Annotated in this window: 12 protein-coding genes and 1 tRNA gene; 12 read left to right on the top strand and 1 reads right to left on the bottom strand. The window is 36.6% G+C overall.

Annotated elements, in window-relative coordinates:
• Positions 1–122: 122 nt before the first annotated feature.
• The 7 genes from tsaE (at position 123) to abc-f (ending at position 6,643) form a co-directional block, all read left to right on the top strand.
• Positions 123–575, top strand: coding sequence for a tRNA (adenosine(37)-N6)-threonylcarbamoyltransferase complex ATPase subunit type 1 TsaE (gene tsaE, locus RYK16_RS05830; protein WP_314851331.1), 453 nt, complete (start codon positions 123–125; stop codon positions 573–575).
• Positions 572–1,168 carry a tRNA (adenosine(37)-N6)-threonylcarbamoyltransferase complex dimerization subunit type 1 TsaB gene (gene tsaB / locus RYK16_RS05825; protein ID WP_314851330.1) on the top strand — a complete coding sequence of 199 codons (597 nt, stop codon included), beginning with the start codon at positions 572–574 and terminating at the stop codon, positions 1,166–1,168. The genes tsaE and tsaB overlap by 4 nt, the downstream gene beginning before the upstream one ends.
• An 11-nt stretch (positions 1,169–1,179) precedes the next feature.
• Positions 1,180–1,611 carry a ribosomal protein S18-alanine N-acetyltransferase gene (rimI, locus tag RYK16_RS05820; RefSeq protein ID WP_314851329.1) on the top strand — a complete coding sequence of 144 codons (432 nt, stop codon included), beginning with the start codon at positions 1,180–1,182 and terminating at the stop codon, positions 1,609–1,611.
• Complete coding sequence (gene tsaD / locus RYK16_RS05815) at positions 1,612–2,622, top strand: tRNA (adenosine(37)-N6)-threonylcarbamoyltransferase complex transferase subunit TsaD (protein WP_314851328.1); 1,011 nt, start codon at positions 1,612–1,614, stop codon at positions 2,620–2,622. It abuts the gene before it with no gap.
• 51 nt (positions 2,623–2,673) lie between these two features.
• Positions 2,674–3,294, top strand: a complete 621-nt coding sequence (locus tag RYK16_RS05810) for a redox-sensing transcriptional repressor Rex (protein ID WP_294208314.1) — start codon at positions 2,674–2,676, stop codon at positions 3,292–3,294.
• 30 nt (positions 3,295–3,324) lie between these two features.
• Positions 3,325–4,713: an asparagine--tRNA ligase gene (asnS, locus tag RYK16_RS05805; RefSeq protein ID WP_314851327.1), complete on the top strand. Its 1,389-nt coding sequence runs from the start codon at positions 3,325–3,327 to the stop codon at positions 4,711–4,713.
• Positions 4,714–4,777: 64 nt separating this feature from the next.
• Complete coding sequence (gene abc-f, locus RYK16_RS05800; protein ID WP_314851326.1) at positions 4,778–6,643, top strand: ribosomal protection-like ABC-F family protein; 1,866 nt, start codon at positions 4,778–4,780, stop codon at positions 6,641–6,643.
• A gap of 32 nt (positions 6,644–6,675) precedes the next feature.
• On the opposite strand, the gene RYK16_RS05795 is transcribed toward abc-f, so the two are convergent.
• Positions 6,676–6,764, bottom strand: a tRNA-Ser gene (locus tag RYK16_RS05795).
• A 226-nt stretch (positions 6,765–6,990) separates the two neighbouring features.
• Between RYK16_RS05795 and RYK16_RS05790 the strand changes: the two genes are divergently transcribed.
• The 5 genes from RYK16_RS05790 (at position 6,991) to RYK16_RS05770 (ending at position 13,700) form a co-directional block, all read left to right on the top strand.
• Complete coding sequence (locus tag RYK16_RS05790) at positions 6,991–8,982, top strand: ABC transporter substrate-binding protein (protein ID WP_294208307.1); 1,992 nt, start codon at positions 6,991–6,993, stop codon at positions 8,980–8,982.
• Between the two features lie 258 nt (positions 8,983–9,240).
• Positions 9,241–10,719, top strand: a complete 1,479-nt coding sequence (locus RYK16_RS05785) for an ABC transporter permease (RefSeq protein WP_314851324.1) — start codon at positions 9,241–9,243, stop codon at positions 10,717–10,719.
• Positions 10,719–11,645: an oligopeptide ABC transporter permease OppC gene (oppC, locus tag RYK16_RS05780; protein WP_314851323.1), complete on the top strand. Its 927-nt coding sequence runs from the start codon at positions 10,719–10,721 to the stop codon at positions 11,643–11,645. The genes RYK16_RS05785 and oppC overlap by 1 nt, the downstream gene beginning before the upstream one ends.
• Before the next feature lie 11 nt (positions 11,646–11,656).
• A complete protein-coding gene (locus tag RYK16_RS05775; RefSeq protein WP_294208300.1) occupies positions 11,657–12,769 on the top strand; it encodes an ABC transporter ATP-binding protein in 1,113 nt (370 codons plus the stop codon).
• Positions 12,762–13,700, top strand: a complete 939-nt coding sequence (locus RYK16_RS05770) for an ATP-binding cassette domain-containing protein (RefSeq protein WP_314851322.1) — start codon at positions 12,762–12,764, stop codon at positions 13,698–13,700. Before RYK16_RS05775 ends, RYK16_RS05770 begins: the two co-directional genes overlap by 8 nt.
• The last annotated feature ends 85 nt before the right edge of the window (positions 13,701–13,785 follow it).

Below are 13,785 nucleotides of genomic sequence, written 5' to 3'. Positions count from 1 at the left end.
CGGGTCATCGAGAGCATGGTTTTCCATCGCTCTCCCTTTTTTTATACTTTTTATGTAAAGTTAGTGCTGACTTATAGCGCTTTTCATAAATCGTATTATAATGATTTGGTGAGGTTTTCTATATGAATGAATTAAGATTAATAACAAAATCAGCTGATGAAACAAGAGAACTTGGTTCTAAGATTGGTAAACATAGTGAAGCAGCTATGGTCATCCTATTAGATGGTGATTTAGGTGCGGGTAAGACATGTTTAACGCAGGGTATTGCTAGAGGCTTAGATATTTCCCGTAGTGTTACTAGTCCTACATTTACAATTCAAAAAATTTATCATGGTAGATTATTACTAAATCATATTGATGCATATCGTTTGGAAGGTATACATCAGGATTTAGGCTTTGATGAATATTTAAATGACGAAGGATTAACTGTTATTGAATGGTCACAATTTAGTCCTGATTTAGTTCCTGAGGAACATTTGAAGATTTCAATTCAGTTATTAGATAATGGAGATCGTGAATTTACTTTCCATGCGATTGGAAAGCAGTATGAAGACTTATTGGAGGTTCTAGCATGATTACTTTATGTATGGATACAAGTCATATCTATTTATCACTTGCATTAATTCGTGATGATGAAATTATTGGTGAAGTACAGGAAGAATGCTGGAAACATCAATCTGAAGAAATTTTCCCTAAGCTTGAAGAGATGTTATCGAAGTTATTGTTAAAGAGTGATGACATTGATCAGATTGTCATTACAAAGGGACCAGGTAGTTATACTGGTGTTCGCATCGCAATGACAATTGCGAAGGTATTCTGCTCCATGACAAACAAACCTTTATATACACTTCCTACAATGTTGTTGTATGCGGGAATGGAAGAGTGTCGTGTTGTATTAGATGCACGTGGTAAACGCGTATATACTTGCGCATATAAAAATGGTCAGGCAATTGAAGAAGAAAGAGTTGAATACATCGCTGATCTTGAAAATATAGTATGTGATGAAAAGATTATTGGCGATGGTCATTTGTTTGGAAAAGATACATATTATCCAAATATGGCTCAAAACTTCTTACTATTAAAAGATGAATGGCAGAAAGCAGAGAATGTGCATTTGGTTGTACCAGAATATTTAAAGTCATCAGATGCATATAACATTAATAAGTGATGATTCGAAAGATGGTAGAAACAGATCTAGTGCAAGTCGTAGATCTTGAAAATATTTGTTTTCCAAAGGGTGGTTGGACTATGGAACAATTCCGCTATGAACTTTTGGAGAATCCGTTCTCAAACTTGTTGGTATTTGAAGAGAATCAAACGATTATTGGATATATTGATTGGTGGATTACTTATGAACAGGCACAACTTGCCAATATTGCAGTTTGTCCTGCAAATCAAAAACAAGGTATTGGACAACAACTATTGAATAAAGCTCTTCAGAAAGCAATTGAAAAAGAGTGTGAGAATATGACATTGGAAGTACGTGTCTCAAACAAGCGTGCAATCCAATTCTATGAAAAAAATGGGTTTATTACGGTAAATACTCGCAAGAATTATTATGAGGATGGCGAGAATGCATATCTTATGATTAAACCCTTAGGAGGTTTATAAATGACATTGATTTTAGCATTAGAATCAAGCTGTGATGAAACAGCATGTGCGATTATTAAAGATGGAAAAGAAATTCTATCAAATATCGTATCATCACAGATTAATGTTCATACACAATATGGTGGTGTCGTACCAGAAGTCGCTAGCCGTATCCATGTTGAAAATATCTCAACAGTGATTGATGAAGCTTTAAAGAAAGCAAATCTTACAATGGATGCTATTGATGCGATTGCGTATACGCAAGGGCCTGGTTTGATTGGCTCTTTACATGTTGGTGTACAAGCAGCAAAGACAATTGCTTGGACATTCCACAAACCATTAATACCAATTAACCATATGACAGGTCATATCTGGGCAAATAATTTTGTGGCAGATATGAAATTCCCATTACTAGCGCTAGTTATTTCGGGTGGGCATTCTCAGCTTGTTTATATGGAAAACGATTGGGATTATAAGGTTATCGGTACAACACAGGATGATGCGATTGGTGAAGCGTATGATAAAGTATCACGCGTTTTAGGTACAGGTTATCCTGGTGGACCAGTGATTGATCGTATGGCAAAAGAAGGCAAGGAACATTACAAACTTCCTTCTCCAAAGACCGATGGTGTGTATGACTTTAGTTTTTCTGGATTGAAGACTGCTGTATTACAGTTAATTCAACGGGAGGAAAAAGCAGGTAATGAAATTATTAAGGAAGATGTTGCGTATGCCTTCCAGGAAACAGCGTTAGGGCAACTAACAGGAAAGACCTTACAGGCTGTAGAAGACTTAAAACCAAAGATGTTAGTACTTGCAGGTGGTGTAGCAGCAAACTCAAGATTAAGACAGTTAATTACAGAGAAGATGCAAGCATATCCAGATGTACAGTTAGTCATTCCACCAATGTATTGTTGTACAGATAATGCGGCCATGATTGGTGCAGTAGGTTACGTAGCATATCAACATGGACTGTTTGGAGACCTCTCTGCAGCAGCAGATCCAGGACTCATGATGCCGGGTGAAGAATAAAATTTAGCAAATTTTTCACAAATAATGTTAAAATAGAGAACGGTGATAAATATGAGCGAAAAGAAAGTGCCAAAGGCAACATTACAACGATATCCTGTCTATTTAAAAGCATTGCGTAAACTACATGCGGATGGGATAAACAGAATTATGTCAAGAGAATTGGCTGACTATGTATCTATCGAGTCAACAACAATTCGTCGTGACTTTAGTTTTTTAGGAAACCTTGGTAAGCAGGGTTATGGTTATAACGTAGAAGATTTAATTAGTATTTTCTCTAATCAGCTTGGTGTAAATTTTGATGAGAAGATTATTCTTGTCGGTGCTGGTAACCTTGGAAAAGCGTTATTAAACTACAACCATTGGAACCATATTGTCGGTGAAATTGTTTGTGCATTTGATTTACACCCAGAAAATGTAAAGAAATCATCAGTACCTGTATATGGTATGGATGAGATTGCTGAAAAGATGCCGGAAGGCTGCCGTATCGCTATTTTGTGTATCTCACAAGATGTACAGAAGACAGTAGATCTATTGGTAGCACATGGTATACAAGGATTTGTGAGTTTTGCGATGGAACATTTCTCAGTTCCATCAGGAGTATATGTACGACATGTGGATGTCGTATCGAGCATTCAGGAATTGGTATTTGAAACCAACGCAATGAATAACTAATGTAGAAATAAGAATGGAGATTGAATAAGTATGCCTACAGAAATGAGTATCCGCGAACTATATCAGTTGGCGAAAGATGGAACAACACTAGAACTAGACCAGTTGGATTTTATCCAATTACAGGGATGGGTTCGTACAAACCGTGCTGGTAAGAATGTATCTTTTATTGCCTTAAATGATGGAACATTCTTTAAGAATGCACAGATTGTATATTCTTCTGATACTCTTTCTAATTACGCTGAAGTTGCCAAGTACTTAACAGGAACAGCAATTTCTGTTGTTGGTAAATTTATATTAACACCAGAAGCTTCTCAGCCATTTGAAATTCAGGCAACCGAAATCAATTTGGAAGGTGAATGTGATAGCACATATCCTTTGCAGAAGAAGAGACATACATTTGAGTACTTACGTGAGATTGGTCATTTAAGACCTCGTACAAATACGTTCTCTGCTGTGTTTAGAGTTCGTTCAGTACTAGCGATGGCAATACACCAATTCTTCCAAGATCAGGGATTTGTATATGTTCATACACCAATTATTACAGGTGCTGATGCGGAAGGTGCAGGCGAAACATTTACAGTTACAACACGTCAAGATGGAAACTATGAAGAAGACTTCTTTGGAAAGCATGCTTCACTAACTGTATCTGGACAGTTACAAGCTGAAGCGTATGCGATGGCATTTAGAGATATCTATACATTTGGACCAACATTCCGTGCTGAAAACTCAAATACAACAACACACGCGGCTGAGTTCTGGATGATTGAACCAGAAATGGCATTTGCAGATTTAGATTACAGTATGGATGTTATTGAAGACATGTTAAAGTACTGTATTAACTATGTTATGGAAATGTGTCCAGAAGAGCTTGCGTTCTTTAATGAAAGAATTGATACATCTCTACTAGAACGTCTTGAGCATGTAAGAACTTCAAGTTTTAAGCGTTTACCATATACAGAAGCAATCGAAATTTTAAAGAATGCAGATGTAAAGTTTGAAAATAACAACATTCACTGGGGTATGGATTTAAACACAGAGCATGAACGTTACATTACAGAAAAGGTTGTTAAGGGTCCTACATTCTTAATTGACTACCCAGAAGAAATTAAGGCATTCTACATGCGTCGTAATGATGATGGTAAGACAGTAGCTGCATGTGACTTATTAGTGCCAGGTGTTGGTGAACTTGTTGGAGGAAGCCAACGTGAGGAAAGACTTGATATTCTTGAAAAGAAGATGGAAGCTCTAGGCATGAATACAGAAGGTTACCAATGGTATCTCGACTTACGTAGATATGGTGGTTGCCAACACGCAGGTTTCGGTTTAGGATTTGAACGCTTAGTAATGTATATTACAGGTATGGAAAATATTCGTGACGTTATTCCTTTCGCAAGAACACCACGAAACTTAAACTTCTAAAAGAAATAACGATATGGGAGTGGTAATGCAAACGGCTGCCACTTCCATTTTTATGGAGGTAACGATGTTATATCAAGTTAGTAAAGCCTCAAAATATTATGGCGTCGATACAATCTTTGAAGATGTTAATTTTGAGATTAAAGGCACAGAGAAGATTGCCCTTGTTGGCAGAAACGGTTGTGGTAAAACAACCTTTTTACGCTGTATGTGTGGGGAAGAACAATTTGATAAAGGGACGATTTCACAACAGAATAATACGGTCATTGGGTACTTATCACAGAAGGTATTACCACATGATGAAAGAACGGTCGAAGAAGAGTTACGTCTTATATATGAACCTGTATTTGCCATGCAAGCAAGAATGCATGAATTAGAAAAGCAAATGGAAATAGATGCGAGTGAAAAGATTCTTGCGCAATACGCAACGGTTCAAGAACAGTTTGAAGCGATGAATGGGTATCATTGGGAATCGGAGATGAAAACAGTCTTTACACGTTTTGGATTTCCGATTGAAGATCTTCAAAAGAAAATTGGAGAATTCTCTGGTGGACAAAAAACACGTATCGCATTTGTAAAACTACTTTTATCAAAACCGGATATCTTATTGTTAGATGAGCCTACAAACCATCTTGATATTGATGCGATTGAGTGGTTGGAAGGATATGTAAAGAATTATCCAAAGGCAGTCGTAATTGTATCGCATGACCGTATGTTTTTAGATCATACAGTAGATGTTGTATATAATATGGAATACGGAAAGATGAAGCGCTATCCGGGTAATTATTCCAACTATGTCATTCAACGTGAAAATGATATTGAACGCCAACAATCCGCATATGCAAGACAACAGAAAGATATTCAACGTTTAGAGGCGTTAATAGAAAAGTTCCGTTATAAAAAGAATAAAGCAGCTTTTGCACAATCTAAAATTAAATACTTGGAACGTATGGATCGTATTGAAGTTGATCAGACAGATGATAAAACATTCCATGCCAAGTTTACACCACGCGTAAAGGGTGGTGAGAAAGTGCTGGAAGTTGAAAATCTTGCGATTGGATATGACCATGTTCTTACAACAATATCAATGAAGATGCGCCGTGGAGATAGGATTGCGATTATCGGTCCAAACGGTACTGGAAAATCAACGTTTGTGAAGACGTTAATGAATATTGTACCTGCTTTATCTGGTAGTTTCTTGTTTGGTCATCAAATTGAACAGGGATACTTTGATCAGCAGCTTGCACAATTCTCTTCTGGTAAAACAGTACTAGAAGAAGTTTGGGATGAGTATCCTGATTTAGATCGAACAACTGTTCGAAGTGTATTAGGACAATTCTTATTCTCTGCGGATGATGTATTTAAAACAGTTGATGTTTTATCAGGTGGAGAAAAGGTACGACTCTCTTTCGTAAAACTATTATTACAACATGCAAACATGTTAATACTGGATGAACCTACAAACCACTTGGACATTCCAGGAAAAGAAGCACTGGAGTTATCCTTAAAAGGATTTACTGGTTCAATATTATTTGTTTCACATGACCGTTACTTTATTCAGCAGATGGCAACAGGTTTATTAATTCTTAGTAATGATGGTTGTCAATTTGTAAATCAAACTTACGATGAATACATGAACCAACAACCATTACAAGTCAAAGAAGTCAAACCATCAAATGATGAAACTATTAATAAAAAGGAAGTAAAGAGGGCGTTGTCTCCAGAAGCTCGTCGTCGTGAGATTGCGAAACTAGAACGCTTGATTACAGAAAAGGAAGCAGAGTTAGAAGAAATGCGTGAGCTACGATTTGAACCAGATTATTATCAAGATTATCAAAAGATGAATGACTTAGATCAAGATATTGATGATATTCATAATGAATTAGCACATCTAGAGGAAAGATGGGCATCATTATTAGAAGAAGTTGCATAAGAAAAAGCCTGTTGTGTAACAGGCTTTTCATATGGCGGAGAAGAAGGGATTTGAACCCCCGCACGCTTTCACGTCTAGCGGTTTTCGAAACCGCCCCCTTCAGCCTCTTGGGTACTTCTCCAACGCTGAACAATTATATCATAGAAATAGGTTGAGAGTTGAAGGAAGTGAAAGTCATACAGTTAAATCTAAAAGGTATAATAATGAAAATATTTTCATGTAAGAAAAATATTTCAAGAAATATTTTCAAAAGCGTTTACAAACTATTGACATCATTTTAGGATTTGCGTAATATTACTGGTATATTAAGAGAGGAAGTTCTCTTAACATAGGAGGAAGAGGAATTTATGAAAAAAGCACTATTGGGTTCTCTCGCCGCTATTTTAGCTCTTGCAGGTTGCAATGGCAAAGGTGGACAGACAACTGCATCACAATCTGAAGACTTTAGATCCGTCTATTCTTTAGATATGCAGAGCTTAGACTACACAGTTTCCAACAAGAACGTTGATAACGAAAATACAGCAAACTTTGTTGACGGCTTATTAGAAAATGATAAGTATGGTAACTATGTACCTGCTCTAGCTGAGTCTTATGAGTTTAACGATGATAAGACAGAATGGACATTTAAGATTCGTAAGGGTGTTAAATGGGTAACAAATGAAGGCGAAGAATATGCTGAATTAAAGGCACAAGACTTCGTTACTGGTCTTCAACACGCTGCAGACTTCAAGTCTGGTACAAAATACTTAGTAGAAGGTCTCATTAAGAACTTCTCTGAATATGAAGCGGGTGAAGTTACATTCGATAAGGTAGGTGTAGAAGCTGTTGATGATTATACATTGAAGTATACTCTTGAAAAACCAGCATCTTATTTCTACTCTCTAACAACATATGGTATCTTATTCCCAATCAATGAAGACTTCTTAAATTCAAAGGGTTCCGGATGTAAGTTAGGTTCCCCTGATTTAAATGCATGTGAGTTCGGTATCGTTGATCCATCATCTATTCTTTACAATGGTGGTTACATCTTAACAAACAACACAGCTAAGTCTATCGTTGAATTCACAAAGAACCAGAACTACTGGGATGCAGAACACGTTTATATCAATAAGGTAACTTATACATATGATGATGGTTCTGATGACCACTCAATCATGAATGGTTTTGAAGCTGGTACATATACATCTGCTTCTATCCGTGGTACATGGTCAACTGAAGAATTCAATAAATACATGGATAAGTACAAGGATAACGTTTATATTCCTATGACAGATGGTGGTACATTCTCATTAGCATTCAACTATAACCGTCGTTCATTCAATAACACAAATAAGACAACAGATGCTGAAAAGGAAAACACACATAAGGCTATCCTAAATAAGAACTTCCGTCTTGCTTTACAGGCTGCATTCGACAGAGTAGCTTACTTGAAGCAAAGAGTTGGTGATGAAACAGCTGCTAAGGCTTCATTACGCAATGAATTAGTTCCTACAACTTTCGTTCAAATCAATGGCGAAGATTATGGTAAGACAGTTGCTAAGCTTGTTACAGAACAGACAGATGTATTTGGTAATTCATTAGACCTTTCTGAAGGACAGGATCCATACTACAACCCAGATAAGGCAAAGGAATTACTTGCTAAGGCAGCTGCTGAAGCTGGATTAACATTACCTGTTTCTCTAGACTTAGTAACACTTTCAACAATGTCATTCACAGTTAACCAGGCTAACTCATTGAAGAAGTCTGTAGAAGAAGCTACAAATGGACAAATCTTAATCAATGTAATGCCAATTGATAAGGATGCTTACTATGCAGCAACATATCTTGCAAATAATGGTAGTGAATCTGACTGGGATATCTCTACAGCAGTAGGTTGGAACCCAGACTACTTAGATCCAAGAAGTTACTTAAATATCTATAGTCCAGTAAATGGTGACCAGTTAACTTCAGTTGGCTTAGATGGAACATCTGATCCAGATAACTTCCAGGAATCTGATAAGGCTGCTATGGAAGCTGTTGGATTATTCGATTACCAGAAGTTATTAGAAGCAGCTGATGCAATTACTGATGACTTAAATGCTCGTTATGCAGCATATGCTAAGGCTGATGCTTGGCTTATTGAAAATGCGTTTGCTCTCAGTGTACAGTGCACAGCTGTAGCAAACACAGTTACAAGAAGCGTTCCATTCGTAGGACCATACTCAATTGCCGGCCAAGGTGGTAGTAAGTTCAAACTAAGACGTGTTCAAAAGGATATTGTTACAAACAAGGACTACTATGAAGCTAAGGAAGCTTGGTTAGCAGAACGTGCTAAGTCCGCTAAGTCCGCTAGCAAATAAATCTTAGAATATTTACATTGTAAATTTTCATAAGTAATTTAAAAGACAGATATCATTCAGCGATGAATCTGTCTTTTCTTTCTCTTGAGAGATGATATAAATACGCTGTAAGGAGTATCTATATAGATATGAATAAATATTCATAATATTTGAAAATGAAAATTAACATGAAATTAATTATGAAAAAAATTATATTTTAGTGAAATACCTAGTCTTATATGGTATTATAACTACTATGAAAAGGTAGGGGTGAGTTATATGAAGCGTTACATTTTAGGCCGTGTAATCAGATCGTTCTTCTCGATTTTTGCGGTTGTTACAATCGCATTGGTTTTGGTCTATACGCTGACACCGCGCGACAATATCTTTACAACTGATACAACTTACCAGAAGTTGAAGAGCGCGGATGATAAAACAAAATACAAATACAACACCTGGGAGAGCCTAGGTTATCTACGTTTTGATGAACAGAAGGACCTATGTGCAAATACAAGTGATTATGATGCATGCATGGTTACTGGTTCTGATTTATTAAAAGAACAGGTAAAGAAATATGAGTCAGATGGATATACAATTCAAACATATTCAGATGGTAAATATTATGCCTATAAAGATTATTCTGTTCCTGAACTAGTATTCAACTGGTTTAGTAAGTTAATTGAAGTAGATCATCCATGGAGAATGTACGATGGTCATAACGAAAATATGGAAAGAAAAGTCTATATTGAGAATGACTATAATGGTTTACCTGCAATTAAGTGTTCGGGTTGCGAGCATAAGTATCTTGTATACATGGATGGTAGTTTCCCATTTATTCACCAGAATATTGTTGGGTTGAATTTTGGTATTTCTTATCCAACATTTAGTGGTGTAGATGTAACTACTGTTATTACACAGACACAGGGTAATGCAAAGAGCCAGGAAGTAACTTTTGAAACAGGAAAGACATCTTCTTCAGCTGTGAATTTGCATTCATGTACATATAAATATTCAGAATTGTTAGACAACATTGATAAGGGTAAGTTTAATGACAATTATGCAAACTGTGCGTCTAACTTACAAGATCCATCAATGGTAACTACATCAGCGATTCAAGGTTTAATTGCCTTATTGATTACTTATTTATTTGGTATTCCAGCTGGTATGATTATGGCTGCGAATAAAGGTAAGTGGCAAGATAAGCTTGGTACAGTTTACATCAATATTATGAGTGCAGTTCCATCACTAGCATTTATTTATTTCGTTCGTTCAATTGGTATGACACTTGGTTTACCAGATAAGTTCCCGGTATATGGTGCGCATGATGTTCGTTCCTATATCATGCCTATCTTAATTCTTGGTTTATTGAGCACAGGCGGACAGATGTTATGGATTAGACGTTACATGGTTGACCAGTCAAGCTCTGACTACGTTAAGTTTGCACGTGCAAAGGGTCTTTCCAATAGTGAAATTTTCCGTACACATATTTTACGTAATGCGATTATTCCATTTGTAAATGGTTTCCCATCAGCTGTTATTATGACAATTTCTGGTGCGGTTATTACAGAAACTGTATTCGCGATTCCTGGTATGGGTAAGATGTTGCCAGACAGTATTAAGGCATATAATAACCCAATGGTTATTGGTCTAACATTTATTTTCACTGCTGTTTCTATTTTTGCCTTGTTATTAGGTGACTTACTCGTTACAGTTGTTGATCCTCGTATTCAGTTACAGGCAAAAGGAGATTCGAGATAATGTCAGAAATCAGAGATGAAAGATTTACTTTTGTCGCATTAGACGACTTTGCATCAGAAAGAATTAACAGTCCGAAATATTCTTATTGGAAGAGTGTATTTAGAAAGTTCTTTAGTAGTAAGACTGCTATATTCTTCTTAGTACTAACGCTATTAACCTTATTCTTGTCTTATATTTTACCTTTTATTAGTGGATACGATCCAACTGTTCAAACGCATATCAATGACTTCTCACGTCGCTTCGTTGCACCAAACTTACAGTTCTGGTTTGGTACAAACCAAGTAGGTGATTCACTCTTTGATGTAGTTTGGGCAGGCGCTAGAACTTCATTAAGCCTTGCAATTATCGCTACATTTATTACAAATGTGATTGGTGTTATTGTAGGTGCGTTCTGGGGTTATTCACGTAAAATGGACGTTATTATGATTGAAGTTTATAACATCATTGCAAACGTACCATTTACATTAGTTGTTATTATCTTGTCTTATGTATTAGGACCTGGATTCTGGCAGTTGGTATTCTGCTTATGTATTACTTCTTGGTTAGGCATGGCTTATAGCATTCGTATTCAGGTTATGATGATTCGTGACCGTGAATATAACTTAGCTTCAAGATGCTTAGGTACACCTACACATAAGATTATTCAGCATAATGTTTTACCATTTATGATTCCAATTATCGTTACATCTATTTCAAGAGATGTACCAAGCTTTATTTCTTATGAGGTATTCTTGTCTTACTTAGGAATTGGTTTAACTGAAAAGGAAGTTTCATTAGGTAGACTTATTTCAAGTAACTCTGCATACATGACATCTGCTCCATATTTGTTCTGGATTCCAGTTGCTGTAGCAGCAGTTATCTCAATTTCACTCTATATTGTCGGACAGACTTTGGCAGATGCATCTGATCCAAAGACACATATGTAAAGGAGGGTATCATGGCAGAAGAAACATTAGCTACAAACTTAGATATCACCTTTGAAAACTCAGACAAAGAGGCAGTATTATCTGCACGTGATATTATTGTTGAATTTACAGTTCGTGACCGTGTTTTAACTGCGATTCGTAATGTTTCATTAGACCTTTATGATGGTGAAACACTTGCAATCGTAGGTGAATCCGGTTCAGGAAAATCTGTATTCACAAAGACTTTTACGGGTATGCTAGATAAAAATGGTAATATCTCACAAGGTCAAATTATTTTTGAAGGAAGAGATTTATTAGAACTCACAAGTGACCGTGATTGGGAAATGATTCGTGGTAGTAGGATTGCGACAATCTTCCAGGACCCAATGACTTCCTTAAATCCAATTCGTACAATTGGTTCTCAGATTACTGAGGTTATTGTAAAGCACCAAGGTGTAGATTTAATTGAAGCACGTAAGATTGCGGTTGATTTGATGAAGCGTGTAGGTATTAATAACGCAGAGAATCGTTTTGATGAATATCCATTCATGTATTCTGGTGGTATGCGTCAGCGTATCGTTATTGCGATTGCATTAGCTTGTCGTCCACGTATCTTGATTTGTGATGAGCCTACAACTGCTTTAGATGTTACAATCCAAGCTCAAATTATTAAGTTGATTAAGGACTTACAGGAAGAGTATCACTTCACAACTGTTTATATTACACACGACCTTGGTGTCGTTGCGAATGTAGCAGATAAGGTTGCGGTCATGTATGCAGGTCAAATTGTTGAATATGGAACAGTAGAAGAAGTATTCTATGATCCTAAACATCCATATACATGGGCTCTATTAAGTTCTATGCCTCAGTTAGGTATTAAGGGTCAAGACTTATATGCAATTACAGGTACTCCACCAAGTTTATTTGAAGAGGTTGTAGGTGATGCGTTTGCACCACGTAATCCTTATGCGATGAGAATTGACTTTGAGGAAGAGCCACCGATGTTTGCAGTTTCTAGTACACACCTTGCTAAGACATGGTTATTAGACCCACGTGCACCAAAGGTTGAAAAGCCTGAAGTAATTCGTAACTTGCACGAAAGATTATTAGAGACATTAGGTGAAGGAGGTACATATCATGGATAACAGCGAAAAAGAAGTACTAGTTGAAGTCAAAAATCTTGAAGTAACTTTCACCAATGGGAAAAATAAGTTCGTAGCCGTACATGATGCCAACTTCCAAGTATATAGAGGAGAAACTTTCTCCCTTGTAGGTGAGTCTGGTTCAGGTAAGACTACAATTGCGCGTGCAATTAACCGTATTAATCCAATTAGTAATGGTGAAGTCTTGTTTGAAGGAAAGCGTATTTCTGGAAAGATTTCTCGTGAATTAGATAAAGAAGTTATTCGTAAGATTCAGATGGTCTTCCAAGATCCGGCTGCTTCTTTAAATGAACGTGCAACAGTTGATTATATCGTTTCTGAAGGTCTGGTTAACTTCAAGTTATATACTGATGAAGAAGATCGCTATAATCAAGTAGTATCTGCATTAAATGAAGTAGGTCTTCTTGAAGAACATATGTCTCGTTACCCACATGAATTCTCAGGTGGTCAGCGTCAACGTATTGGTATCGCTAGAGCGATTATCATGCAGCCAGAATTATTGATTGCAGATGAACCTATCTCAGCGCTAGATGTATCTATTCGTGCGCAGGTATTAAACCTATTAAAGAGATTACAGAGAGAACGTGGATTAACATGTATCTTCATCGCGCACGACTTATCAGTTGTACGCTTTATCTCTGATCGTATTGCGGTTATTCACTTAGGTAGAATTGTAGAACTTGCAGAAACAAATGAATTGTTCCTCAATCCGCTACACCCATATACGCAGTCATTATTAGGAGCTGTTCCAATTCCAGATCCACAGATTGAAAAGGCTAAGGTTGTTAAACCATATTCATTGGATAGCCATCATTATGATGAAGATAAACCAGCATTCCATGAAATTAAGCCTGGACACTTTGTTTGGGCTAATGATGCTGAATTAGCTGAATATCGCAAGAACATGAAGTAAAAATATTATTAAAAACGACTGAGTAGTTACGAATGTAATGAAAATTCGTTTTTTTTATTTAATTCTTTTGGTAAGTAAATGGTTA

Origin of the sequence: uncultured Solobacterium sp., from assembly GCF_963550625.1 — a bacterium.
Classification (GTDB): Bacteria; Bacillota_I; Bacilli_A; order Erysipelotrichales; family Erysipelotrichaceae; genus Bulleidia.
The sequence above is the reverse complement of the archived record's forward strand: the minus strand, read 5'-3'. Positions and strand labels throughout refer to the sequence as shown.